The sequence below is a fragment of the Pseudonocardia sp. T1-2H genome (genome assembly GCF_038039215.1).
GTDB lineage: Bacteria > Actinomycetota > Actinomycetes > Mycobacteriales > Pseudonocardiaceae > Pseudonocardia.
This window is the reverse complement of sequence record NZ_JBBPCL010000001.1, coordinates 4753055-4778322: the sequence shown is the minus strand read 5'-3', so window position 1 is coordinate 4778322 and position 25268 is coordinate 4753055. Positions and strand designations below refer to the sequence as shown.

24 protein-coding genes, 1 tRNA gene and 2 pseudogenes are annotated in these 25268 nt (G+C 65.2%); 13 read left to right on the top strand and 14 right to left on the bottom strand.

Translation table 11 applies throughout. The features are described from left to right. Positions 1–231: 231 nt before the first annotated feature. From WBK50_RS23560 to WBK50_RS23545, 5 genes are all read left to right on the top strand, one after another. Positions 232–951, top strand: coding sequence for a hypothetical protein (locus tag WBK50_RS23560; protein WP_341337687.1), 720 nt, complete (start codon positions 232–234; stop codon positions 949–951). Between the two features lie 1645 nt (positions 952–2596). Further along, the gene (locus WBK50_RS23555) at positions 2597–2806 is read left to right on the top strand and encodes a helix-turn-helix domain-containing protein (RefSeq protein WP_341339488.1); all 210 of its coding nucleotides are present in this window, start codon (positions 2597–2599) and stop codon (positions 2804–2806) included. Positions 2807–3515: 709 nt separating this feature from the next. Next, a complete protein-coding gene (locus tag WBK50_RS23550) occupies positions 3516–4256 on the top strand; it encodes a hypothetical protein (RefSeq protein ID WP_341337686.1) in 741 nt (246 codons plus the stop codon). Between the two features lie 857 nt (positions 4257–5113). Next, positions 5114–5410, top strand: a complete 297-nt coding sequence (locus WBK50_RS35355; RefSeq protein WP_445942298.1) for an HNH endonuclease — start codon at positions 5114–5116, stop codon at positions 5408–5410. A gap of 144 nt (positions 5411–5554) precedes the next feature. Beyond that, positions 5555–5935, top strand: a complete 381-nt coding sequence (locus WBK50_RS23545) for a hypothetical protein (protein WP_341337685.1) — start codon at positions 5555–5557, stop codon at positions 5933–5935. Positions 5936–6199: 264 nt separating this feature from the next. Here the strand turns inward: WBK50_RS23545 and WBK50_RS23540 are convergent, their stop codons facing one another. Continuing rightward, positions 6200–6838 carry a hypothetical protein gene (locus WBK50_RS23540; RefSeq protein ID WP_341337684.1) on the bottom strand — a complete coding sequence of 213 codons (639 nt, stop codon included), beginning with the start codon at positions 6836–6838 and terminating at the stop codon, positions 6200–6202. Positions 6839–7760: 922 nt separating this feature from the next. Here WBK50_RS23540 and WBK50_RS23535 point away from each other — a divergent pair. Then, positions 7761–8273: a hypothetical protein gene (locus WBK50_RS23535; protein ID WP_341337683.1), complete on the top strand. Its 513-nt coding sequence runs from the start codon at positions 7761–7763 to the stop codon at positions 8271–8273. A 267-nt stretch (positions 8274–8540) separates the two neighbouring features. Here the strand turns inward: WBK50_RS23535 and WBK50_RS35350 are convergent, their stop codons facing one another. Next, a complete protein-coding gene (locus tag WBK50_RS35350) occupies positions 8541–8765 on the bottom strand; it encodes a GntR family transcriptional regulator (protein ID WP_445942297.1) in 225 nt (74 codons plus the stop codon). A 102-nt stretch (positions 8766–8867) separates the two neighbouring features. Between WBK50_RS35350 and WBK50_RS23530 the strand changes: the two genes are divergently transcribed. The 5 genes from WBK50_RS23530 (at position 8868) to WBK50_RS23515 (ending at position 12593) form a co-directional block, all read left to right on the top strand. Then, positions 8868–9347: a hypothetical protein gene (locus WBK50_RS23530; RefSeq protein ID WP_341337682.1), complete on the top strand. Its 480-nt coding sequence runs from the start codon at positions 8868–8870 to the stop codon at positions 9345–9347. A gap of 274 nt (positions 9348–9621) precedes the next feature. Continuing rightward, the gene (locus WBK50_RS23525; RefSeq protein ID WP_341337681.1) at positions 9622–10002 is read left to right on the top strand and encodes a hypothetical protein; all 381 of its coding nucleotides are present in this window, start codon (positions 9622–9624) and stop codon (positions 10000–10002) included. Positions 10003–10282: 280 nt separating this feature from the next. Then, positions 10283–11212, top strand: a complete 930-nt coding sequence (locus WBK50_RS35345; protein WP_445942388.1) for an FtsK/SpoIIIE domain-containing protein — start codon at positions 10283–10285, stop codon at positions 11210–11212. After that, positions 11209–12453 carry a protein rep gene (locus WBK50_RS23520; RefSeq protein ID WP_341337680.1) on the top strand — a complete coding sequence of 415 codons (1245 nt, stop codon included), beginning with the start codon at positions 11209–11211 and terminating at the stop codon, positions 12451–12453. Before WBK50_RS35345 ends, WBK50_RS23520 begins: the two co-directional genes overlap by 4 nt. Before the next feature lie 65 nt (positions 12454–12518). After that, a tRNA-Ile gene (locus tag WBK50_RS23515) sits at positions 12519–12593 on the top strand. A gap of 606 nt (positions 12594–13199) precedes the next feature. Here WBK50_RS23515 and WBK50_RS23510 read toward each other — a convergent pair. From WBK50_RS23510 to WBK50_RS23495, 4 genes are all read right to left on the bottom strand, one after another. Further along, positions 13200–14135: a phospholipase D-like domain-containing protein gene (locus WBK50_RS23510; RefSeq protein WP_341337679.1), complete on the bottom strand. Its 936-nt coding sequence runs from the start codon at positions 14133–14135 to the stop codon at positions 13200–13202. Next, entirely contained in the window at positions 14033–14863 is an 831-nt protein-coding gene (locus WBK50_RS23505; protein ID WP_341337678.1) for a hypothetical protein, read from the bottom strand. The genes WBK50_RS23510 and WBK50_RS23505 overlap by 103 nt, the downstream gene beginning before the upstream one ends. Before the next feature lie 592 nt (positions 14864–15455). After that, positions 15456–16979, bottom strand: a complete 1524-nt coding sequence (locus tag WBK50_RS23500; RefSeq protein WP_341337677.1) for a DUF2235 domain-containing protein — start codon at positions 16977–16979, stop codon at positions 15456–15458. A 197-nt stretch (positions 16980–17176) separates the two neighbouring features. Beyond that, positions 17177–17968 (bottom strand): class I SAM-dependent methyltransferase, encoded by a 792-nt coding sequence (locus WBK50_RS23495; protein ID WP_341337676.1) that lies wholly within the window; start codon positions 17966–17968, stop codon positions 17177–17179. 202 nt (positions 17969–18170) lie between these two features. On the opposite strand from WBK50_RS23495, the gene WBK50_RS23490 reads away from it, so the two are divergent. Then, positions 18171–18866: a DUF308 domain-containing protein gene (locus WBK50_RS23490; RefSeq protein ID WP_341337675.1), complete on the top strand. Its 696-nt coding sequence runs from the start codon at positions 18171–18173 to the stop codon at positions 18864–18866. On the opposite strand, the gene WBK50_RS23485 is transcribed toward WBK50_RS23490, so the two are convergent. The 5 genes and pseudogenes from WBK50_RS23485 to WBK50_RS35340 form a co-directional block, all read right to left on the bottom strand. Then, entirely contained in the window at positions 18800–19408 is a 609-nt protein-coding gene (locus WBK50_RS23485) for a DUF1345 domain-containing protein (RefSeq protein WP_341337674.1), read from the bottom strand. The genes WBK50_RS23490 and WBK50_RS23485 overlap by 67 nt on opposite strands. A gap of 506 nt (positions 19409–19914) precedes the next feature. After that, a complete protein-coding gene (locus WBK50_RS23480) occupies positions 19915–20193 on the bottom strand; it encodes a transposase family protein (RefSeq protein WP_341337673.1) in 279 nt (92 codons plus the stop codon). 397 nt (positions 20194–20590) lie between these two features. Continuing rightward, a complete protein-coding gene (locus WBK50_RS23475; RefSeq protein WP_341337672.1) occupies positions 20591–21511 on the bottom strand; it encodes a DUF5996 family protein in 921 nt (306 codons plus the stop codon). Positions 21512–21596: 85 nt separating this feature from the next. After that, positions 21597–21962, bottom strand: coding sequence for an NmrA family NAD(P)-binding protein (locus tag WBK50_RS23470; protein WP_341337671.1), 366 nt, complete (start codon positions 21960–21962; stop codon positions 21597–21599). 97 nt (positions 21963–22059) lie between these two features. Beyond that, positions 22060–22131, bottom strand: a pseudogene (locus tag WBK50_RS35340) (hypothetical protein); the annotation flags it as partial. A gap of 44 nt (positions 22132–22175) precedes the next feature. Between WBK50_RS35340 and WBK50_RS23465 the strand changes: the two are divergent. Next, positions 22176–23003, top strand: a pseudogene (locus WBK50_RS23465) (MFS transporter); the annotation flags it as partial. A 144-nt stretch (positions 23004–23147) separates the two neighbouring features. Here the strand turns inward: WBK50_RS23465 and WBK50_RS23460 are convergent. From WBK50_RS23460 to WBK50_RS23450, 3 genes are all read right to left on the bottom strand, one after another. Beyond that, positions 23148–23846 (bottom strand): QcrA and Rieske domain-containing protein, encoded by a 699-nt coding sequence (locus WBK50_RS23460; protein ID WP_341337670.1) that lies wholly within the window; start codon positions 23844–23846, stop codon positions 23148–23150. Continuing rightward, positions 23843–24346 carry an RNA polymerase sigma factor gene (locus WBK50_RS23455; protein WP_445942296.1) on the bottom strand — a complete coding sequence of 168 codons (504 nt, stop codon included), beginning with the start codon at positions 24344–24346 and terminating at the stop codon, positions 23843–23845. Before WBK50_RS23455 ends, WBK50_RS23460 begins: the two co-directional genes overlap by 4 nt. A 276-nt stretch (positions 24347–24622) precedes the next feature. Then, the gene (locus WBK50_RS23450; protein WP_341337668.1) at positions 24623–25222 is read right to left on the bottom strand and encodes a sigma-70 family RNA polymerase sigma factor; all 600 of its coding nucleotides are present in this window, start codon (positions 25220–25222) and stop codon (positions 24623–24625) included. Between the last annotated feature and the right edge of the window lie 46 nt (positions 25223–25268).

Sequence of the window (25268 nt, the reverse complement as noted above, 5' to 3'; positions counted from 1 at the left end):
CTCCGTTGCCGCCCGTGCCGCAGGAACACTGCAAGGGAGGGGATGCGTAAGTTCCGACGCAAGTAAGCAAACCGCACTGACGAAAGGAGTTGACAATGCCTACGCCGCTAAACGTGCCTAAGCGCCCCGCGTGGCGATACGAAACCGTGAGGATGGTGGGAGTCAGATTGATTCCAGCCCATGGCGTTACTCAGCTAGACCGCAAGACCGCGAAGCAAAGGACTACGAAGAATGACCACGGCCGACCTACTACCTGAGGGCAAGGCCCGGACCGATTACGGTGCAGTAGTCGCAGCTAAGTGCTGGACCGAGGATATCTCGCCACGTACGACGGATATCATCATCGCTGTGGCCGATGCCCTGGCCGAGAACGCAGTGGATCTCGCGTGGGAGGGCAAGGCTAGGGAGCTGGCGGCCCTGGCACGACGCGAGGAACGGCACATGTCGATTGCCGTTGGTGAGCTAAGGCGCCTAGGTCTGCTCACCGCCACGGGCGGGATTCTAAGGCTGCCTCTGCTGGCAGATCCTCCCGAGGACGCATCGGAACCCGTCCACGGACCTCTATCAGCCTCTCCGGAGGTCTCAGAGGCTCCTCTGAAGGTTCGGGAGGAAACGGGGTCCTGGTCCTGGGACCCCGCTAAGGGCCTGGCGTCCGCTAAGGAGTGGACGATTGCCCTTGCCTCGTGCACGAAGACGCAACCGATGGTGAAGCTACTAGGCGTTGTGATCCGCGAGCACGTCCGGGTAAGGACTGACGATCCGGACAGTGGAACTGTGTTCGTCGGGAACGAACAGGTATGCGAGCTAACCGGCTGGGATCGCCGGAACACGAAGAAGCGCAGGGCTGCACTCGTGGAGGCGGGATGGCTCGTGGACACGGGGGACACCCGAGGACGGGCTAAGGTGTACCGGCTGGCGATTCCCTCGTGTGATTGCGGGGCTCACAGGTAACCGTGGTCGGTTCTACCACGGTGGTAGTTCTTACCACGGTTGCGATGACAGGGAAGGCTCCTACCGTGGTAGTTCCTACCACCCTGACCGTGGTAGTTCTGACCACCCAGGGTGGTAGTTCTTACGACGCTAACAACCAAGGGAACAACCGAGGTCTAACAACCGAGGTTGTCTCCTAGGATGGAGGAAGGAACAACCAAGGGACCGGAACCAAGGGAGGTCCCAATAGGCAAGGAACAAGCTAGTCATCCTTAGCAGCCCCCTTAGAGGGGCTGCCTAGTGGAGAGGGTCGGCCCTCACAGCCGGGCCTCTGTACCCTGGGGGCAGGGCCTAACGCCCTGCTCTACGTAAGGACGAGATGAGCGCTAAGCGAATCGTTAGCGCCGATATTAAGATCGGCGACACAGTACTCATGGGGGGTGCCGCTGAACGGCACGTAATCCAGAGTCGCCTACGCGGCGACGACGTCGTGCTAACCACCACCGTAGGCACCCTGACGGTGCCTCGGGATTCACGACTCCTAGTCCGGCGTGGTGGCCGGACGGACCACGACGAGGCCCCTACCCGCCTCGTCCACTCCACAGAGTCCCCGGAGGCAGACCTAAGGGCTACCGACCCTCGTGACCTAACGGCCACTGCGGCACCTCCTAAGGTCCCGGGAGTCAACTTCTCCGGGCCCGATGAGGCCCGGTCTGTCCACCGCTCTAAGAGCGGCCGGCCGATCCCGTCCGCACCGTTTCGATCTGCCGGGGCTTAGCCTGCCGACCGTCGCCGTCCGACTAGCTAAGAGCTAACCCACGCTTAGGACCCCGTTGAGCCTTAGGGCTTAGCGGGGTCCTCTGCTGTCCGCACACAACATGAAGGAGACCCATGATGAACACACGCATTAACGCCACAGTGCCCCAGGACCCGCCTAAGGGCCTGGAGCCTGACGAGGCCCCCGAGAGCGTGAAGGCCGCTCTAAGCACCCTCGACGCCGAGCCCGATGACTTCCGCGTCTATGACGACGGGAGCAACCTCGATGATCACGAGATCGGCTCTCCGGAGGATCTGGACCTAGACGGCGCGTCAGTGAATCCATCGGTAAAGCTAGGGCTAGGCAAGCGCCGGTCTGTGGCTGTTGCGGATCTTCTATCCAACGGGCACGGATTCATGGTCGAGTCCGTTAAGGCCCCGTCCGAGCCGAGGCGGTGCGCTCACTGCCAGACCCGCATCTATGTGCCGTCTGATCGCTGGATCTGCGAGTTCAGTAACGGGAAGTACGTCACGGAAGCGCCGGGTTTCCCGAATGGGCAGACGTGCCGTTGCAATTGGTGCGTGGCGAATGCGAATTGGCAGGGTGCGGGTAGGCCCCGGGAATACTGCCAGGCCCTCGACTGCCAGAGGGCACGGAACAGGCAGAAGTCTCGTGACTATCGGGCACGCAGGAAGGCCGAGAAGGAACTAGCCCTAGCGTCACCGTAATTCCCTATGGATGGGACGGTAGAACGTTCACGCTCCGCGATGTCAGCCGGACCGGCCTTACTCCTTCGGTAAGGCCGGTCCCCCACAGCTCAGGCTTAGCCCCCTCCCATCCTGGGATGGGGCCTCTTCGGCATGCCCAGGTTGTTACCGACCAACTACCTATTACCCGTAAGGGGTGACGATGAAGAACAACCCTGCCGATACGGCGAAGATCCGTGCGGCCATTTATAAGTCCGGACTCTCCCAGGCCCAGCTAGCCCGAAAGATCGGACTTTCCGATGTGGCGATCCATCGATACATGACAGGGCTACGCAAGCCCCACCACGAAAATCTGGCAAAGCTGGCCCAGGCCCTGAGGGTCGACGTTCGGGACCTGAAGACCGACGACTGAGTTAGCCCCCCGTTTCAATCCAACAATTAGGAGACACCAATGATTATCGCCGATGCAATCCTGGAGAGCATGTCCACCCAAGAGCTGATCGCGCTCCGAAAGAGTCCCGACAAGTCGCCGCACCTCGTGTCGAGTATCAATGACGTTTTGATGACGCGGGCCTATGACTGCGGCCCTAACGGGGAATGCGATTGTGACGCTACTTGAGATAATGCTTTGGGTGAGGCTACTGCCGGAATACGACCGGCAAGAATTGGCTGAGTGGCTGCGCCGACTAATTGACGACGATAGGAGTAAGGCATGACTAGCGGACCGAGTCCGGCAGAGCTTCAGGCGTTTAATGACGTTATCCGGGCTCAGCTTAACCGGACGATTACCCTTCAGGATGTAGCTCAGGCATCGGCTGACGCTAATCCGGATACCGACTCTGACCCTGAGGCCGAACTACGCGCCGTTATCGAGGCTCAGCTTAATAAGGGACAGCCTGTCACGGTGGAGATTCCCGACCATATCGAGTCGGGCGGCCGACAGCCTGACGGATCGTGGCGCCGAATGGCTTACGATCCGTCCCAGGGCCTGGGAGTTTCGACTGTCGAAGATTCACCCTTTGCGGACTTTGATACCGCCGAAGGTCAGTTTAACCGAATGCTACGCGATATCGCCCGCAACGGCGGGCGCCGTCTAAACAACGTCTAAGGGAGAAAATACAATGGCACTTATCCACGATGCACGTTCGATCGTTTCCACCTTCGCCGCTCTGGACATTCCGGTTCCGGATGAGATCCGCACGGCCGTAGAGCGAAGCAGCTTCAGGGTTACGCATCCGACGACTTATGAGGCTGAGGAAGCTCTAGCAGCGGCCAAGGACCAGAGGGCGTTTGACAAGGCGGTCCTGGAGCTGGCCCACGCGGCGGTGATTAAGCAGATGCTGCCGGAGGTTCTGGCCGGACATGTCGGTTCAGCCCGAGAGCGTGCCCTACGTACGGCAGTCTCTCCGCACCTGGACGGACTCTTTGCCGCTGTCTGCGACAAGTACAACGCGGCTGTACCCGCTTTCGTGTCCGTCGTGGAGCGGATTCCCGACCTTTCTGGCATGGGACTGCTGGATATCTCGCCGGATGTTTCAGCGGCCCTCCTGGAGGCTAAGCAGACCGTCGTACCGCTGGCTAAGGCATGGGCCGCATATACGGCCCTCATGAAGGCTGAGGGGCACGAGGTAGGGGTTCAGAAGCAGGCTGGACCGGCGGCCCTCACGGTGGCCCGCCTCGGTTCGTTCGAGGACCAGGCCCAGGCCCTCAGGGCCGTGGAGCTGCACCGTGCCTATGCGCGTGGCGATAGTGGTCTGTTCCTCGGGGGCCTAGCTCCGCACGTGGGAATCATCCGGGTAGGCGGGACGCTTAACCTCGTCTCCCCGGCTGACGCATTCGCCCGTTCAATTGACGTGGACTAATCGACCCGGGGGGGCCTGGCCTACAAACCAGGCCCCTGAGGCCGTTTCTAAGGCCCGCGCCGGCCTGCCCGGTACAACCACCCTAGCTCGAGATTCTAGGCCCTTAGAGAGCGAATGAGCCAAAAGGGAAACCCTCCTACCTGCGACTTTGAAACCGAGAAATATGGACGACTCAGACCTACCCACGCTCGTTACGTCAGATGAGGCCGTGAGCCTCCTCCGCATTCGAAATGCCCCGCGCCGGATAGCGCGCTGGCAGGAACGTGGAGTACTCGACGTAGCGGGCTATCACTACCCGGACGCTAAGACCGCCGGGATTCCGCTCTACAGCGTGGAACGTCTCCTGGAGCTGGTCACTCCCCGAAAGCCCCTCCTGCCAATCGGCTAGGAGGTAAACCCTGTTAGAGGAAGGAGAACCTCCTTATTGCCCTAGAGGCTGGCTGTCCTCACCCAGGGACTTCCCGCCTGTTAGCACGTCTGACGACGAGGGGGCCTCTCTGCCGAGGGGCCCCTTTCTCGTTCCCCCACCCAACTACTTAAGGAGAGACCCCGTGGACTGTCGTCGAGAGGGGTGCCCAGGAACTATTGACCCCTGCCGGGAGAGCAATTTCTGCTGTGAATTCTGCCGATATCTGATGCTGGCTCAGGGTCGACTATTGAACAAGATTAGGCGTGTTCGTGCGAGTGAGCCGGACAATGTCGAGAAGCTGGCTAATCTTAATCGACAATGGGTGGCGCTCTTCGATGTGGCCGCCAGTGTTGACGCCTGGCGGGAAGCTAAGACCCACGCCGTCAGGTAGCCGAGGGCTTGTACTACTGCCAGGCCCATACCCACACCAATACCGAGGAATGTACGCATGGCCGGTTGGAGTACATCGAATCGAAGGGATTCTTTGCCGAGGGATTGGGCTCGCATCCGCAAGCGCGTTCTCATTCGTGACAACTATAAGTGTCTGATTCGTGGACCTAAGTGCACAGGCAGAGCGAATCAGGTTGATCACATTGTGCGTTCAGGAACAAATGACGAATCCAATCTTCAGTCAGCTTGTGCGAATTGTCACGCACAGAAGTCGAGTCGTGAAGGAATGAATGCACAGAAACGAAAGCGTGAATTGAGAATGCGTGGACCGGAACGGCACCCTGGCCGCCAGTAGGTAAGGCTCCCTACGGGGGGACCCCTCCGGTGGCCCTGTTGCTCGGCTCGTATAGCAGGAAAGCCACTCGGTGAACGAACAGAGCCCCAATTTTCAAGAAAAGGACCATTCTAATGGTCCATTCACCATTCTAGGAGACAATTAATGGACAAGCCCGCAGACCTCGGCTACGCCGGTGGCTCCCTTTGGGACGAAGTAGTCAACGATGAAAAGCTACAGCTCAGGTCTGATGAGTTTCGGGTCTTGGAGCTGGCCTGTCGTCAGCTAGACACGATCGCGGAGCTACGGTCGGTATTCAATGCAGATCCGGAGTACACGGTTAAGGGTTCTATGAAGCAGCCCGTGATTAACCCGCTAATTGCTGAAATGCGAGTTGCCGGGGACGCATACGCCCGCTACATGCGTCAGCTATCCCTACCGGATGATGAGGAACGCGCCCTAGAGCGCGCTGCACAAACGTCGGAATACTTCCGTCGGCTCGGAAACCTTTCTTGGGAGGCCCGCCGTGGCGGTACGGATTCGTGAATCTCAGCTAAGGCCCAGGGTTCCCGAGAACCTGCCGGAACGGTTCTATACGCCGGTAATCGCCCTCGATCCTGAGTCGGATTCCTCGACTCGGGCCTATCAGGCTTTCGAATCATTCCACCGCTATCACTACGAACTTGCCGAATGGCTAAGGGATAATCAGCACCAGGACGTACGGACGTTAGATGTTATGCAGGAACTAGGGACGACCCTGGCTGATTTTTTGGCCCTGGCCGCAAGTCTCCCCGAGGACCGGGAGGCTCGCTAGGAGGCGAGTAGGTCGAAGTGGAAGCCTGTGACTAGAAGAACCAGGGCTAGGTATCGCAGCGCCTGACCGGGGGTTTTAGATGCGAGAGTCCGGGCCACCGATAGAAGGAGAAATGCAGGAATCGAGACGATAGTCGCAACTACGGACGAGAAAATGAGCCCTACTACGAAGAAGGTTACGCAGTAGACAGGGAGGGCGAGGATAATGTCTATCCACCAGGATGTCGGTAGAAGCACCAGGACCGTTAACGTCACCGGGACTGACAAAATCGCTAGGACCAAAGAGGTTGCCTTGGCTCGCGGGGACAACTTGATGGGTACTGGGACGCCGTCCTTGTAGAGCCGAGCGGTCGGATCAGGCGTCACCCTCCAATCGAAAAGCTCGAAGTTCTCTCCGACGAGAAAATAGCCGAGATTGCGAGCGGGGTTAGGTTTCGGCAAAGTCTCACCTATTCTTCGGAGTCGCTCATGCCCAATGAGGTCGAGAACGACTGTGGCTCCGGCGAGAAAGCTCGCAATCTTGCCAACCCGGCCCCACCAGAGGATCGACCACGGCCCCAGCCTGAGTTGGGTGTCCACCTCCTGGCCGCTGAACCAGAGTCTCCAGGCGTCCCACCACGTGATCGTTCCTGCCACAGAAATCTCTTCGCTTAGGAACGGTGGGGTTAAGCAGCGGATTCTGGAGATTGGCGCTGGAAGCGCACCTCGTCCACTAGGCCAGTTTGCAAGAGCTCATTGATGCTGGCAATCTGACTGTCTGAGAGGGCGGGGGCTTGAAGCGTAAGCCTCGACCGGACGACTCACTCTCTTTCACTATTCTTCCGATGTAGCCGAGAATTGCCAGGTCAATCACTCCGGCGAAGATCAGTCCCACTCCGAGTTCTATCATTACCGAGCGCCACCACTCGTTGGATATCACCAGGCCGGACAACAGCAGACAGGCGAGGCCGAGGACGCTGAACGCGATAATCGCAATGCCGAGAGCGGCACGTTTTATATCGCTTAGGATTGCCGCAATCCTCAACGCGGCAGTAGCCACATTCAATGCAGCTGTGAGAATGACTGGTTCCATGAGCTTGAGGTCGTCACGTGGCGGGCGTTCGTTAGCCGTAGGATGCCCATCGTGGATGATCTGCCGGTGACCACCCTCGTCCGTCGTATGGGCCTCCGAGAGTGGGCCTGGACCGTCCGTCGAGGGGTCGAGGTGCGACGAGGTGTGGAGCTACGGGAGGGCTACGCCCGTTGTGCGACGATGCTGGCCGCTCAGGATCTCCGGCTAGGTCCGACGCTCCGGGAACCGTCTAAGTCCCCTCGCTGGGTTCACCTCCGGCTAGGTGAGTAGCTATGGCGATGACTATGACGCTTGACGAACTATCCGCATGGCTGTGTGTCGGCCCCGACGACGTAGCGTTCACCATCTCGGATATTTACGGCATTGATCTTCACGAGGACGCCGTTCCGGTCCGCTTATTTGGAGACTGAAGAACTGTTTTGGGCCGATGGGTGGGCGCCTACATCGCTTCGCTGTGGCGAACACTAGAGCTGAACGAGGAACAGGGTGGTTGACCCCATTAGCGTTTGGGATGTTACTGGGAATCTCGCCGATTGGTTCGCTGCGATAGGCACGGTAGGAGCCCTTGCCGTTGCGGCAAAGGTATATCGACAGCAAGTGGCGGATAACCACAGCAAGCAGGCCAGCCAGATCATTCTGAGGCGGAATACGGTCCGTTTTTCTGATGGCATCGTAATAAGTGGCGATCCTTCTGTGAACGGTCGGTACACCGCGCACAACTACAGTAGTCTGCCAATCTACTATGTCCTACTGTGTGCTTATGATTCGTCTGAGGGATGGGGGCCTGTAGGTCTGCAACGCGGTTTCGCTGAGGTCCTCGGTCCAGGCGAGAAGCTCGTTTTCAGTGATGTCGGCCTGAAGAAAGATTCGCTGCTGGCGATAACATTTAAGGATGCTTCGGGAGCCGTCTGGCGGCGGCGGGCTGACGGCGTCTTGCGAGAAGATCGCCCGGTGGGGCGGTTCCGTCGTCGTTTCCACAACTATGAGGCTTACGACTGAGCTACCCGGTCGCTTTCGGCGGCGTAGCCCTGGCACGGGCGCGGTAGGTCCCGCACCTTACGAGCGGGACCGGCGCCCGAGATGCCAGCCGTGCGGGACCTGCCGTGGTCGTGCTAGCCCTCGTGGGCCGGAAGAGGGCGGGTAGCGGGGCCACCCGGGAGCAGAGGCCCCGCCCGGAGGGCATGGCTTGTATGTCTCGCACAACGGCGCGAGACGTTTCCCCTGGACGAGGTCCGCGAGCTCGTGTGGCCGGCCCGTGGCTTCCCTCTAACCGTTGACGTAGATCCCAGACCCGGTACGGGGGGTCACTAGCCCCTCGTCTCGTAGCGCGTTGATCGCAAACCTCACGGTGCCCTTGGCCGCGTCGTACTCCTCTTGGAGCTGTGACATGGGAGGCAGCCTGTCGCCCGGCTGCCAGCGCCCAGCCTGGATCTTGGCACGTAGGTCAGCAGCGATGACCTGCCATCGCCGTTCGTACTGACCTGTGGGCATGACCAGCACCTTAGCGGTTTACCTGACCCGCTTGTTGCTTGTCCCAATTGGGTCATGTAGCTTCGGTGACCAGATCGGATCACCTAGCCACGGAGGCCCACGATGGAGCACCACGAGACACCGACCGCTAAGCGGCTGAAGCTGACCACTCACATGATCGCCGCCATGTTCGGGGCGAACAGGAAGGTTGCCCCGGCTACCCGGAAGGCCCTCGTGTCCCGTGGCCTGGCCGTGGAGGCCGGTTCGGACGTCGTCCTCACCGATGAGGGCAAGCGTGTCTGTGAGGCCATGGAAGCCGAGGTCTTCGACGCGCCGCACACGGTGCCTGCCGAGGACGTGAAGGCGGGGACGACCATCGTCCACGAGGACGTCACGGTGGAGATCACCCGGGATGCTCGGATCTACAGCACGGCCACGAAGCCGGGCGGTAAGGCTGTGGCCCTGAACGGGCGCGCGACCGATGGGGTTCTGTGGGAGGGCACGGCTGTCCCGGGACTCCTGTCCACGTCCACGACGAGGTGCCCGACCCGGATGCGGACCTCTGCGAGTTCTGCGAGGCCCCGGCTGTCCTGGTGGTGGTGAACGAGCGGGAGCCGTGGGATCAGGTGTTCTGTGCCGTCCACGGTGCCGACGTCCCCGGTGCGGAACTACTGCACCCCGACGAGATGCCGGACCGGTCCTTAGCCGCATAACGCTTACGGCCGCTTAGCTTCCGGGCTAAGCCCCTCGATTCCACTTACGTAATCGCGAGTAGCAATATCTGCCCTGCGGGGTCATTCGATGTGGTCTTAGACCACGCATCATCGCGGCAATGCCGCCAAACCCACACACAAACACATCCCAGGAGAAGACTGCCATGAGGAACATTCCCGTTGACACCAACCGTCCCGGTTTTGCCCTGATCGGCACCGGTAAGGCTGCCGCTCGTGCCGAGTACGTGGAGCTGGCCGATGGCTCCCGTAAGCGGTCCGGAAACCAGGCTAAGGACGACACTGGCGTCCCGGTCTGGGTGATCGACGTCCTGGTCGACGACCCCGACGCAGACCGTGCCGAGGTTGTTGGAATCCGTGTCTCCTCGTGGGACGAGCCGAAGACGGCTAAGTGGCAGCCGGTCAGGTTCGTGAACCTCGTTGCGGTCCCCTACGTGGACCAGGGTGGCCGTGTGGCTCTTTCCATGCGGGCCGACGGAATCGAGGGCCAGGCTCAGGCCCCTAAGGCGGACAACAAGGCCGCCTAAGCCTAGTCCGCTCCCTACTGGGCCCCGCCTCTTAATGGGGCGGGGCCCTTTCGTTTGTCCAAAACCGTGAGGAGGAATTGTGTTCAGGTGCCGCGATAAGGCCGATATTGCCGATAACGCTGAGGTGGACGCGATTGTGCACGCCTGGGATAGGGCCTGCCGTGGCGCCGGACTTATCCGCCGCATTGAGAGTGTGGTCGGTAGCTCCGAGCTGGTCCCCGAGATCGTGTATATCGTTCTCGGCGCCCAGACGGTCCTCACGGTTCGTCTGGAGCCCGGAATGGTTGCGGCTGATGTGCGGGACCTAGCGGACCGGTTGTGCCCGCACCTGGGATGCCACAGCCTCAGAGTCGAATCTAGGGGCCACGGTGCCTATGCCGTGATCACGCTCTTAGCGTCCGATCCGCTGGCAGGCGTCTACACCCTTCCTCGTGGCCCTATCACGGGCCCCGTTCTGCTGGCCCGGGACGAAGAGGCCCAGGACGTCACGGCGGATCTCTACACGATGCCGCACACAATTGCGTCCGGACAAACCGGCTCCGGGAAGTCTTCCTTCGGATACTCACTCCTGGCTCAGGCAGCGGAACGCGCTAAGGCTGGTGAACCTATCCGAATCGCAGGTGTCGACCCCTCGTCAGTCACGCTTAGACCATTCGCGGGTACGGCTCACGCCGAACACATTTCCCTTGGCCTTAAGGACCCTGCCCGAATCGAGCGGACCTTAGACCGCCTCGTGACGGATCTCGACAATCGCCTAGAAGCGATGCCTATTGCATCCGACATTCTGCCGATTACCGATGAGCACCCCTTAACGCTAATCGTTCTCGAAGAATGGCCCGCGACTCTTAGGGCCCTGGACGCCCTGGACAAGAAAGTTGCCGCTCGTGTCCGTGGGCACGTTGCCAGGCTGCTAGCAGAGGCCAGGAAGGTACGAATGATGGTTTTCATGCTCGTGCAGAGGCCGGAAGCGAATCTGATTGGCGGGGCCGAGAGGGCACAGCTGGGGCTACGGCTGTCATTCCGGAGCGATTCCGTGGAGTCCGTGAGGCTCCTGCACTCCGACGCTGATCCGGCTATGGCTGCCGGACACTCGACTGCCCTCCCTGGCGTCGCGCTGATGTCTGCCGTAGGCCGGGGCCTCACTCGTGTCCGGGCCCCGTGGCTTCCGTATGCGGACTACGTCCGTCGTGTCGGTGGAGCTGCCGCATGAGAGGGGACAGCCTGGCGCTGGCCGCCCCGAGGCCGAAGGCCGGAGGGGCAGGCCGGGCCGCCGAAGGCGGCCCTCTTGGTAAGCACCTACGCCGGGTTCTTCCCGAGGACGTGGATCGGGCACGGCGGGGCCGTCGGGCCGAGGCATACGGGATGCGCCGTCGACTTCAGGGCTTCACGTCGATTGACCGCCTGAAGGCGTGTGGCCGTGTGCCGGTCAACCCGGTAGGCGGGACCGTGCTGCGGGTGTCTGAGACGGACCAGGGCCGTCGTGCAGGGATCGCGGGCACGATGTCGTGCGGGTCGCCCTGGAGCTGCCCGGTATGCGCTCGGAGGATCGCCGCACAGCGGGCTAAGGACGTTGCCGGCGTCCTGACTGCCGTAGCCAAGTCCGGAGGCTCTGCTGGCCTCCTGACGTTGACCATGTCCCACTCCCGTAAGGACACCCTCCGCGACATGTGGGCGGCTCTGTCGGCCGCCTGGGGCTCTGTCACGTCCGGCCGTGGGTGGGTGGTGGATCAGGAGACGTTCGGGATCAGAGGGTGGATTAGAACCGTCGAGTACACCCACAGCCCCGTGACGGGGCATCACCTGCACGTACACGCCGTCATTACGTTCACGGAGCTGACGAGCGCCGACATGATGGCCGAGATGAGCTATCGGGCCTTCCACCGTTGGGAGCGTGCCCTGACCCGCAAGGGCTTCCATGCCATCGCCGACAAGGGTGGCCTGGACATGCGGCCGATCCACATGACCGGCGAGTCAATCGAGCAGGTGGCCGAGTACGTGAGTAAGGCCGCCTTCGAGGTGGCTTCCTCCGCTACCAAGAAGGGTCGAGGGGACTCCCGCTCCGCGTTCGAGATCCTGGCTGATGCCTGCCAGGGAGACGCGGACAGCATCGAACTGTGGTGGCTCTGGGAGGCCACCAGCCTGGGCAAGCGTCAGGTCACCTACAGCCGTGGTCTGCGGGAGTGGGCCCGCGTGGGCCGGGAGAAGTCTGACGACGAGATCACCGCCGAGGACATGCATGGTGAGGATCAGATAGCCCTTCCTGCCGAGACGTGGAAGGCCGTACGGGACGAGGTCGCGGACCTCCTGGACGCCGTCGAGCTGGGCGGCATCCCTGCCGCTGAACGTTGGCTTAGGTCCCGAGGGTTGGACTACCGGCTAGTGGCTAGCAAGCCGCTCGATACGATCGGGGGGCCGGGTCTGGTGAGCCGTTCGGGTGGATCTTCGGATTGAACCCACGACAGCAACGGATTCGGGCTGAGTGGCTCCGACGGGATAGCCCGTTTTCGCTGCTCAGAGGGGCAGTAGCTCAGTTGGTCAGAGCAGCGGACTCATAATCCGTCAGGTCGTGGGTTCGAGCCCCACCTGCCCCACTCCGCCGACTGTTTCTACAGGTCAGAGCCTTGCGTGCTTGCGTCGGCAACGTCTTCCAAGATCATTGTGCCCGGAAACGTCGACGCCTGCGGTGACCGCGGCCTCGCAGACCTGCGGAACGTGGCTGATGCGGCACCCGTCGAACGCGCATGCAGCTGGTGTCGGCTGCCGGTTTTCGGCGGTCGCCTGTCGATGGCTTGTTGCACGCCAGGCGTTCGCTTGCGCAGACTTCCGAAAAGTTCAGAACTGGCGCCATGGTTGCGGCGACAGAGGTGCAGTGGAGCGAGCTCCAGAGGGATGCCAAGAGTGTGGCCAAGCTCGTCGACGATGTAGTTCAGGTGCGCGTGAGGCGTCGTGACGGCGTGCCGCTCCTGCTCGCAGCCGGGCGATTGAAGCGCCCTCGTCGGGTGCCACGAACAGATGGTCGCAGTGGGCGGCGGTGCCTGACAGGCCCCGCTCGTCGCAACGGGTCGCGGCGGTGAGCTTCGGCTCGACTTTCTTGAGCCGGTCGCGGTCAATGTCGATCATCCTCGCCCGTCGAGGACCCGCCCGGTGCTGATCCCGGGCGGGCCGAGCGGCCCGCTGAGCCGGTTGACGCCCTGCCGCTACTCCCCGACCCAGAAGTTGAGTTCGCGCAGCGCCGGGCTGTCCGCTTGTAGGTATCCGTGCTGCCAGTTGTCGCCGTCGACCAGTCCCTTCCACCGCTCGGCCGGTGGCTGCAGGTGCCGGCGGAACCGCCACCGGTACTGGTTGTAGACGGCCATGACGTTGGTCGCGTAGGCGGCGGCCAGGGCGGGGGCGTTCCGGATGATCAGCAGGTTCTCGTCGTTGGTCCCGCTGGCCTTGGGGCCCAGGTTGTGCGAGCCGGTCAGCACCACGGGATCGGGCCCGAGCGGGTCGACCAGGATGACCTTGCTGTGCACCATCGCGAACGCGCGGTCCAGCTTCTTCAGCTCCTCGCGGAAGAAGGTGGTGGGCGCGTCGATGGCGGCGGGCAGCACCACCTCGAAGTCGGCCTTCTGGGTGTTCTGTTGGTCGAACAGGTGCACCGGGTGAGCCGTGGTGCCGGGGTCCTGGTTGAGCACCCCGCGGATGTAGAGCCGCTCGCCGTCCCGGCCGGCCCGGGCCAGGTCGAGGATCGTGTTCAGCAGGGTCTGCTGCGGTCCGGGGTTGAACATCAGGAACAGGACGGCTCGCTGGGCCGCGGTGATGATCTCGCGGCCGTCGGCGAGATCGGCCTGCTCGACGGTGGGGGTGAACCACAGCCGCACCCGGGCGGGATCGGCGGGGACGTCGCGGGGCTTGGTGTTCTCCTCCCGCAAGGTCTGCGGGGTGGCGTCGCCGGCGTCGCGCAGCAGGTCCCACTGTCGCCGGTATTCGCCGGCCAGCTCCCCATCGTCGATCAGGACCGAGTTGTTGGCCTGAGTGCACAGCCCGGTCATGGTCCAGTTCTGGCTGCCGGTCCACACCCAGCGCGGCGCCTCGCCGTGATCACAGATGACGAGGAACTTGTTGTGCCCCAGGGCGCGCGGTGAGCACATCCGATCGTGCAGGTCGACCTGCCCGCGCAGCGCGGTGCGGGCGGCGGCGTTCTGGTCGTCCCCCGCCGTCTCACGCTGCCGTTGGCCAGCACGACGTGCGCGCGTGGGCCGAGCCCGGTCAGGGCGGCCAAGAGCTGTGGATCATCGAGTTCGTAGAGGGCGGCGTAGACGTGCCGTTGCTCGCGGGCCGCCGAGGCCAGCACGTCGAACAGCCGGGAGCCGAGCGGCCCGGCGAGGTAGTCCCGGAACGCGTCGCCCGGGGTCTCGATCACCGTCTCCAGCTTCGTGTTCTGCAGGTCGTGGCCGGTGACGCCCAGCCGCCGCGACACCCACTGCGCGGCCACGATCCCGCGGTTGAACAGGGCTTCGATCCCGGGGGAGACCTCGTGGCTGAGCGTCAGCTCGTCCGTCCACTCGCTCGCCGAGCCCGGATCCGGGCGCAGGTTCTGCTTGTTCGGGCCCACCATCGCCAAGACGCGGTACTGCAGCGCGTCGCCGGGGTTGGCCATGTAGTCCGTCCACTGGTACTTCTGGATCGGCCAGTTGGTCGACGCGCGGCGCTCCCCGTCCGTGGCCTGATCGTCCTCGAAGCCGACCCAGGTGCTGACCGTCTCCTCGATCCCATTGCGGCGCCGCAACAAGGCGAAGCCGCGACAATCGGATATGAAGCCGTCAGGTTTCCAGGCAATAAAGACATCGTCACCGTTGTGGTAAACCCGGACCTTCATTCACGGTCCCCCATTCAGGTGCGAATTAGGGCTGTCGCATTCCGCGCCGGCCCCGGATGGCGGAGCGCTTCCCCCGAATGTTCGTTCCGGTTCCACTTGCGGGCGGTGCACACCACTGGGCTGAGCGGCAGGTTGTGACCGAGAGATGAACCGGCGAAGCGTGTGCCCACGGGTTGCTAGATCGTCTGCGAGGGCCCGGCGGAGCGTTCTTGAGTGCTGGTGCATGGGCTGGCTTCGATCGGCAATCCTCGAACAGCCTTCACCTGGACGGATCGTCAATCAGTAGCTCAATGCATGCATCGGTGAGCATTCGGTTGCACGAACAAGAGGTCGAATTTCAGAATCCTGATCGAAAGCCGTGATGCACAGGTGCAACGATCCTCCTGAATTCACGTGGTTTCAAGTGATATCTGGTGACCTGGTTACTAGACGGATCTTGGGGCCGTCAGTTGGACGCCGCCCTGGATGCAAATGGCGTAGTCGCGGGTGCTCCTACTCCGGACTCAGGTAGGGGGCAAGTAGTAGAAGTGCGTACTGACTCCGAACCATGACGCGCGCATGCACGGCGACAAGCGCGCCCGCTCGGAGCTCATCAGCCGGTCCGGGTAACGGTCAGGGTCACGGCTCCGGAGTTGTTGCCGTAGAAGCCGAGCGCGTCGTTGGGATAGGCGTAGAGGTAGCCGGGCCGGTCGGGGTGGGCGGCGCCGGCGGCGCCGAGTGCGAGCGTGTCGTCGGGTTCGACCCTGGTCGTCGCCTGTGGCGGTCGTGCGCCCGCGATCGGCACCGTTCTCTCGTTGGCCACCCGCCCGACCAGGGACATCCAGGGCAGGTCGTTGTCCCGTCGGGTCCCGAGGAGCTCGGCCTTGTCGTTGTTCAGGACGGTCCGCAGCCGGTTCTCGATCCGGTCGACGATCCCGGCGAACGTGCCGCCGGACAGGTGCCACATCCCGGTCTCGCCTTCGGGGCCGCTGGAGTTCCCCGCGCTGGACCACCGGCCCGTCGCGGAGAACTTGTACTCGCCGGCGTCCAGGTAGAGACCGGTGTCGGTCCAGGCCCGGTCGGCGTAGACGATGGCCGTCGCGGTGTCGCCTACGGCCGGGGTGACGGTGGCGCGGTAGCCGGTGCGCCGCTGGCGCTCGTGGGCCGAGTCCGACACCGTCGGGTCCGGATGGGCCGCGTCGATCCGCGGGACCGCGCGGGGCCGGGGCTGGTAGCCGATCTCGAGGACGGCGCCCTTGAGGCCGGTGTCGAACCCGTGCGCGCGGCCCTGCGGCGAGGGCGCGAACCCGTCGATGAGCCCGAGGTCAAAGGCGAGGCCGACCGCGGCGGTCGCCTCGTGGGTCATCCACTCCAGCGCTACGTCGCTGAGCTGCTTCTCGGGGTGGCCGCCGCCGACGTCGCAATGATCGCCGGGGAACCAGACCTGCCGCATGTCCTGGCCGGGCGCGGGATCCTTCCACAGGGTGGGCCGGAAGGGCCCGCGGATCTCGTCGAGGGAGAGGGCGTGGCGCGCGTGCGGGATGCGTGGGTCGAGCTCGACGTCGAGGAACTCGTAGCGCTCGCGGGAGTGCAGCAGGTCGGGAACGCCGATGTAGGCCGGGATGCCCAGGGCGCCGACGGTGTCCCAGACCCCGATGAACTCGATCGGGATGTCATTGTCGCCGGCGGCGTAGGCGAACTGCAGGTCCGCGCTCCAGGTGTCATCGACGGGCGTGTCACGTAACGCCCGGTAGCGGGCGTACGCGCGGCGCACGGCCGCCGTCCGCTCCCGCTCGTCCAGGCCGGTGCCGTCGACCAGCCCGATCCGGCCGATCATGCCGGCGAGGCTGCGGGCGGTGTAGGCGCCGCGGCTGAACCCGAACAACGAGATCCGGTCGCCGGCCCGGAACGTCTCGACCAGCCAGCCGTAGCCGTCGAGGATCGCCTCGTCCAGACCTGCCCCGGTCACCCCGGCCCGCAGCTTCGCGGCCCCGATCCACGACGCGCCGACCCCGGGCACGTAATGCGCCGGCGGATCACCGGCCGGCGCGACGAACGCTGTCGACAGCCTCCACACATTGCTGTCCGCGATCCGGCCCTGCCAGGTGCCGTCGAAGCACACCACCAGATGACGCATCAGACCCCCCAAGCCGACAACAAGACCCAGCCTCTCCGACCTGGGGGGCAGGGGGCAGGGGGCAGAAGTACGTAGTGCGCGCGCCGGAATCAGCGGTGTACGTCCACGGCTCACGGGCGTCGGAGACATCACTCGAGATTGCATCGTGCTGAGCTCGGCCCCTGTGCCGGACACGTTGTCCGGCACAGGGGCCACGTTCACGTTGGCCTTCGGGCCCATGCCGAGAGCAGGGGAGAGGTCGCCACATCTAGGTGCCCGGTGCGGATCGCGGCGAGGTGAGCAGCGATGTCGTCGGCGCTGGCCAGTCTCTTCGAGATCAGGGCCGCCCGCACCTGGGTGAGGTTGGCGATGTCGAGTGCGCCGGCATCTGATGAGGCCACCGGGAAGTATGCGTCCGCGCCTACGTCGGTGAGGCCTTGCGCGCGGAGACGCCGCGGCAGCGTCCGTGCAAACTCCAGATCGGCGCCGCGCTGGGTCAGCAGGGTGCGCAAGCCATCGCGCAGCTTGTTGGCTTGGTGGTGCTCGGGTAGATAGGCGTCCAAGCAGGCGAACGGTTGTACTTGGTCGAAGTCCTCGATCAGCAACCAGCCACCGGGGCGCAGCGAACTCGCCATTCGCTGTAGAGCGGTGTCGCGGGCGGGGAGGTGGCTCAGCACGAGTCGGGCGTGCACCAGGTCGAACACACCATCCGGTGGGTCGTCGAGCACCACGTCATGACGTTGGACCTCGACACGCGCATCGAGTCCGCGGGTGATCCGGCTGGTGTCGATGTCGGTGGCCAGGACCTGCCCGTTCGGCCCGGCCCGGGCGGCCAACCAGTTGGGCACCGACGCTCCGCCGGCGCCGACTTCCCAGCAGCGCCAGCCTCGGTCGATCCCGAGTCGATCGACGTGACGGAACGTGCCCGGGTCGAACAACGCCGACAGCGCGGCAAAACGCAGCTCCGCCTCGTCGGCCACGTTGGCGAACAGATAGTCCTGGCTGCTCATCAGGTCTCCGATACGGTCATGCCGGTAGTGCCGCCCGCGACGACTTCTGGGTCGACCTACCTTGACGGATCTGCCCATGAGACGGCGGTAACCCGCACTGGTCGCGAAGGCGGAGAGACCAACTTGTCGGGCATGGCAGGACCTCCACCTGTCGCCAGCCTGGGGGACGTGTGCGTGATCAGGTAGGGCTGACCGTTCGGCTGTGGCGGTCACGGCGAGCGTCGACCCGGGCCGGCCGCCGCCGGTGACGAGGACGCGCCCGTCGGCGAGCAGCGCCGTGGCGGGGACGTCCGGGCATAGTGCGCGTCGTTGGTTCGGGTCCACAGCCCGGTGGCGTCGTCGTAGAGCTCGGCGTAAGGCAGCAGGCGTAACGCGGCACCCGCGGTGGACGACACGCCTTCATGGCACGATCGTCGCAGCCGGCGCAGGCGCGCAAGGTCTGAACTTCACGCTCCTCGCGATCCCGAACCTCGACGCCTACAAGCAGGCGATCGCTCGGGCGTTCCGCAGCGACCGCGCCGGAACGGTGATGGGCTATGTGTTGCTCGCTCTACTGTCGCTCGCCGCTGGATTGGGCGCATTGCTCTGGCCCGGGATCACCGCCGTCGTACTGACCGTCTGGGTGGTGGTGTGGGCGTTCCTCACCGGGGTCGTCGAGGTCGCTCTGGCCTTCCGCCGCGGCGAGAAAGCCGGGGAGCGCGCGGCCAGGGCGTTCGGCGGCCTCGTGTCGATCGCGCTCGGCGTGGTGCCGGCATCCGCCCGGACAGTCGGTGGCCAGGGCGGACCAGGCAGGAGTACAGCGGACCGCGGCTCGTCCGCCCTGGCACCGAGTCATCTGCTGCTGAGACCCGCCACCAGGTTCACAGCGGAGGCGAGGATTCCGGTGCCGAACAGGTAGGACAGCAGACCGTGACGCAGCGCGGTTCGGCGGATGTCCTTGGACCGTAGCGGCGTGTCGGAGACCTGGAAGGTCATCCCGATGGTGAACGCAAGGTAGGCGAAGTCGCCAAAGGTCGGCGGATCGGGCTCGTTGAAGTCGATGCCCCCTTCGGCTCCGGAGTAGTACAGCAGGGCGTAGCGCAGCGCGAACACGGTATGAACCACGGCCCATGACAGCGCCAGCGACGCAACGGCGAGCGCGATCCGGAGTAATTCCTCAACGCCCTGATTCTGCCCGGCACGGGCCAGCACGAAGCCGACGGCGACCAGGCTGGCGACCGAGGCTGTCAGCAGGAGCACATCGGTGATCCTCCGGTCCGGGTCGGCGGTGGTGGCTCGAGCCGCAGTCTGCGCGGCATCGCGGGGACCGATGGCGGTCCACAACCAGATCAGGTACACCACCGCGGTCGTGTCCCACCCGATCAGCAACCCCAACGGAACCGAGATGACCAGGGCGGTGGGCACGGCCACCGCCACGCCGACCAGGAAAGCGACGCCCACCTCCGTCCGCGCCGAGAGCCCGCGTCGACCGACAGGCCCCACGGGACGGCCCATACGTGCGTTCACGTCGACAGCCTCCTCAGGTCTCAATTGCCCACGATCAACCGAAGCGTAGGGGCAGATTGAGCGGCCACACTTGTTCGCTGCGCCTGACAATTCCGCGTCCATTGGTGCGCGCATCCGATGCGAGTCGTCGCCGTACGTCACCGCCCTGCCGTTTGCCCGTTTTGCCCCTCGGCTTCGCCCGCCTCGGATCGATATCTCGTCCGCCGTAAATTTGATCAATTTCGTCGGTCGCATCGGTGTCGATCGGTTGTCCCAGCTGGACATCAACGCCACGCATCTTGTCTGTGCCTGGCAGGGTTCATCGAACTCGCCGCGGAACAGGACGCGCTGCGGCGGGTAGCACTCCTGGTCGCTCGCGCGGCGCCACCTGCGGAGACGTTTGCTGCAGTCACCACCGAGGTCGGGCGGCTGCTGGACGTCGATGCGACGGCGATGGGCCGCTACCCGCACCGCCTCGGGAAGGGCGGTGCGCAGCGCTGAGGCGTAGCCGCGGTAGGGAGCCCAGCGCGGCCACCTCGACCGTGGCCCGCCAGGCGGGCTCGCGCGATCTGGTCGCTGGTCTCGGTCCACGTCCGCCGCCGGCACACCGGGTGCGCGCACCGCCACACCCCCTTGATCCACACCAGCGTCACCGGGCGACCGCCCGTGGGCAGGTCCCGCACCCAGCACGGCCGATGATCATGCAACTCGGCCACCGCGCCGCAGTCCGAGCAGCCCACCAGATCGGCGGTGGTCTCGACCGCCTACTCGAGTTCGCCGTCGTAGTCCGACACCGCCAACACGACGAACCCGGGCATGCCCAACATCGCCGCTGCCGCGGCACCACGCTCTCGTTCCACCTGGGGCCTCCCAACTCCGTGTCCTGAACACCACGGATCATGAGGCCCCAGGCCCATGTTCAGGCCCCGGCGGAAGATCGAGTCCTACAGCGGCACACCATGCTCAGCTACGATGAGCCTGTAAAGGTCGGCGATACGGCCACAGCCATCCTGCGATTTCCAGGCGGCTATATCGCGGAGATCCACTCCTGAGCCTGATAACCGCGCGATCTTGATGTGGCCGCGTCGCGCTCGCGTCCGGGGTTCGTGGCCGCGTTCGCCCGCGCGAATCAGTCCTTCATCTCACGGGAGGCGGGGTTCCGGCCGCGCTCGCGGCGAGCGCCGGGTCCCACTGGCAGAACGCGCAGGCATGTTGGAACGCCGAGCGGGCAAACTCCAGCGCGGCGGCCTCTGGGTCGGTCGCCGCGCGGACGTCGTCCCAGTCCAGGATGTACTCGCCCAGGTCCGCGTCCCAGCGGGCGCCCGCAGGCGGTGTTCGGGCCTGACCAAAGCCAGGAGGCGCCGGATGGGCATAGGCGTAGAAGGCAGCCCTCTCGTAGCGCGGGTCACCGGGCCACCAGCCGACGGCGACCTCTTGGGCATCCATAGCGTTGCGCATGATGAAGTCATCCGAAGGTGGCTGCGCGGGTTGCCCGGAGAACAGGTTCACCGCCAGGTCGAACGAGCCCCACCAGGCGTTCACCGGTGTCGACCGGCCGCGGTAGGGGGCGCGGAACGCGGCGAGCACCAGCGCGGCCTGGGTCGCGGCGGCGAAATAGTCGCCAACCTGAGCGGGGTCGTAGTGGGTGTGCTCCTGGTCCTCGGTCAGCGGCACGCTCCAGGGCACCTCCTGGGGTGTCGGATCGATGTCCACCGGCCCCGCGAGGCGGTGCACCGCCGCGAGCACGTCCGAGGCCACCTCGCCGACCGACCGGTCCGGGGTCAGCGGGATGCGCTCGGCCTGCCCGCCGCTGTGCTCGACCACCGCCTGATGTGCCCGCAGATCCAGCCCGGCGACCAGCGATCCCGAGCCGTCCGGGGCGGGCAGCGAGGCGGTCTCCCACCCGCGTGCCGTCAGCCGCAGCGCCGCGTGCTGCAGCTGCGGTTCCGGCGGCGCGAGACTGACCGCGAGCTTGCCCAGAACCTGGACATGTCCATGCAGCGTGTCGCACGTCGCGGCCCACTGCCGGTAGGAACACCCCGGCCATCTCGAAGACACCAGGACAGCGTACTGGCCGGTCGCGTGCGTGAGAGCCAAAGTCGGGGGATCGGCGGGAAGGCGGGTTCGCGGGGGATGTAGTTGGTCATGATGCCGCTCCGAAGGCGTGGCCGGCCCAGTCGGCGAAGCTGGTCCAGCTGAGGTGAGGGTGGGCGCCGCGCAAGGCGGTGATGTCGACCCGGTAGCCGGGTCCGTTCAGGAACTCCCACATGGCATGCATGTCCAGGTCGCCGATCGCGTCCAGCGGCACGGGCTCGTACCGCACCGGGCGACCCAGCGCGCCGCTCAGGGCGGTGGCCATCTGTGCGGGCGTGGGCGCGTCGCTGGCCAACTCGATGCGTCTGCTCAGGTACCGGTCGGGATGGGCGAGAACCTCGGCGGCGAAAGCGCCGAGGTCGGGTCGGGCCAGCTGCTGCAGTGGCCGTTCCGACGAGAGCGGCAGCTCGAGCACCCCGGCGAGGATCTGGGCAGCTCCCCCGAGGGTGTACGGCCTTGCTGTCGAAATGCGGCACGCCAGTGTGTTGGGTGGCCCCGGCCACCGAGCTGAACAGCAGATGCGGCACTCGCGCCTGGCGCGCCGCGGCCACGACGGCCCGCCCCTGGCGGACCTCGGCGTGCACGCCGGCCTCGAACGGCGTCGTCAGCGCGAACACCCCGGACACGCCTTGCACTGGGCCTACAGATCGTGCTGCAGCAGATGCTCACCAAGCAGGAACTGACCAGCTGGGGTTGGCGGATCGCCTTCGCGGTCGGCGCGCTCGGCGCAGTCGTCGTGATGTATCTGCGCCGGGGCATGGACGAGTCGGCCAGCTTCCGCGCCGAAGCTGAGCGTGAGGACCGGGCGGAGTCGCGGGGCAACCTACGCGTGCTGCTGCGCCACCCACGGGAATGCCTCCTGGTGGCGGGACTGACCCTAGGCGGCACAGTCGCCTTCTACACCTACACCACGTACCTGCAGAAGTTCATGCAGAACACGTCCGGCATCGAGACCAGCACCGTCACCTGGATCAACTTCGTCGCGTTGCTGGTCTTCGTGATCCTGCAACCTGTGGCCGGCAGCTTGTCCGATCGGATCGGGCGCCGCCCGCTGCTGCTGTTCTTCGGCATCGCCGGGACCCTGTTGTCGGTGCCGCTGTTGACCATCCTAGCCGGGACGAGCAACCCGATCCTCGCGTTCCTGATCATGCTCGCCGCGCTGGTGATCGTCACGGGTTACACCTCGATCAACGCCGTGGTGAAGGCGGAGCTGTTCCCCACGAGGATCCGTGCGCTCGGCGTCGGGCTGCCCTACGCGCTGACCGTCGCGATCTTCGGGGGTACGGCGGAGTACATCGCGTTATGGCTCAAGCAGATCGGCCACGAGTCGTGGTTCTTCTACTACGTCGCCGGCTGTGTCCTGGTATCGCTGGTCGTGTACGTGACGATGCGCGAGACCTCGGAGGCGTCAACGCTGGACGCGGACGAGGTGAGGATGCGCAACGAGCGGAGTTGACCGGCGGGCGCCGGGCATCCGCGCAGCACTGCGGGCGCCTGAGATGCTGGCTCGGCGACGACAGCCGGGGTGGTGGTCCTGTTGCTGCAGAGCCTGGCGCCATTGGTTCGACGCGGCTCGGGGCAGGATCCGGGCCCGGCTCGGTCAGGTGGCCGCCGGAGGCGCATAGACCTGTACGGCGCCGTCGACCTCCCGGGTGGCGAACTGTGGCAGGGGAGCGGGCGCGACGGGCAGTTGGTGGGTGAGCAGCTCGCCGGTCACAGCGAAGACGGTGGTGTGGCAAGGGCAGTCGAGCCGCCGGGAGGTCGCGTCGAGCTGCAGGCGGCAGCCCTGGTGCGTGCACGAACCGGAGACCGCCCGCACCGCGCCGTCGGTGCGTTGCACGAACCCGGTGACGGTGCCGAGGTCGAAGGCCCGGACCGCGCCGTCGGGTACCTGGTCACTGGCCGCCACTGTGCGCCAGTCCCCGTGGGTCGGCATCAGCGTGTCCGCAGCCCGGCCCGTGTCCGGCCCGGCGTCCTTGCGGCCGGCGGTCAGGGTGTGGTCGACGACCGCGCCCGCCGCCGCCGCGGCCGCGATCGCCGCGCCTTGCGCGACCATGCGCCGACGGCCCACGAGGGGGGCGACGCTCCTGGTGGGCTCGACGTCGGCGAGATCGGCGGCCAGCCGCCTGTGAAGGTCGGCGACGAACTCCTCCCGCGGCACATCGCTGCCCGGCCGCGCGGCCCGCAAGCCGATCGCGGTGCGGAGGTCGGCGATGTCGCTCGGCTCCGCGCGAAAGCGGCGGGGCCGTCGTCCGCGCAGCAGGTCCTCGACGTACCGGCCCAGCCCGCGCTCCCTCATCCGTCCACCTCCTGCGCTACCTGCGCGGCTCGACGCAGTGCCCGATGCTGCAACACCTTCGCGTTGGCGACACTCAGGTCCAGGGCGGCCGCGGCCTCGCGTACCGAGTAGGAATCGAGGAATCGCAGCTCGAGGATGCGGCGGTACCGGTCGGGCAGCGCGCCCAGGATCGCCGCGATCCGGCCGGGGGCCTGCGAAGGGACCGGTGGATCGGCGAACACCGTCTCCGTGTGCTCGTCGTCGATCGTCGTCACCTCTCTTCCCAGGGTGCGCCGCCAGTAGTCGGCCAGCACCGTCCGAGCTGTGGCCAGCAGATATGCCCGTACCTCCCCGACGCTGGCAGACATCCGCAGCGGGCGAAGCGCCGCCACGAACACCTCCGCCGTCAGATCCTCCGCATCGGGCCGGTTGCCCACCTTCGCGAACATCAACCGGTACATCCGGTCGATGTTGTCCCGGTACACCGCCTCCCAGTCCGGGTAGACCTCGTCGGTCACCACACCCCACTGTGGCGCACCCGCAGATGGCTCACCAGCCTCGACGTCGACGACGGCGCAGGTCGCGAACGGAACGTCCGGCGGACGGCCCGCACCTGGGCTGCCGGCCCACCACCCACCCCCGAACCCTGCCCCTGCCGAGGAGTGCGCCACCGCATCCGTCGATGGCGAGGCCGCAGGGTTGCACCGCGCGAATTCTCAGCACTGCTTTCGAGGTCGAGGGACCTGCGCGTCACCGGAGACGGCGCGCGAGCAGCGTCGTGCGGGTGGGACGGCGTCTCAGCATCGGACCGGCAGCGGCGCGTCGGTGAAGTCGGTGAGCTGCCGGCGGAGCGCGCGCAGGGCGTAGTACAGCCTGGACCGCACGGTACCCGCCGGAACGCCGAGCTCGGCGGCGACCTGCTCGGCGGGGGCGTCGTGGTAGTAGATCTCCACCAGCACCTGCCGGTGAGCGGGGGACAGCTGGCGGAGTGCCCGGGCGAGCATCCCGCGGTCCAGCATGTCCTCGTAGCCGCCGTCGACCTCCCGGTCCATGAGGGTGTCGTCGGGCAGGCCGACCGGGCGCGCCCGGGCAGCCCGGGCGGCGTCGATCAGGACGTGGCGCAGCACCTGCCGCAACCACGGCCGCAGCGGCCGCTCATCGACCTGCAGACGAGGCAGGTTGCGCCACGCGCGGAGGAACGTTTCCTGGACGGCATCCTCGGCGGCCGGCCGGTCGTCGGTGAACCACTCGGCGTAGGCGAGCAGCGCTGCCGCATGGTCGCGGTAGAGGACACGCAGTGCGTCCCCGGAACCGGCGGCGTCGGGCCGGACCGGGGCGGTCCGGACGTGGAGGGTGCCTGCGGGAGGTCGCAGCGGACGGGTGAGAACCGTGGTCATGCCTACTAATACGTGTAGTAGTTACACCGCGTTCAACCCTGCCCTG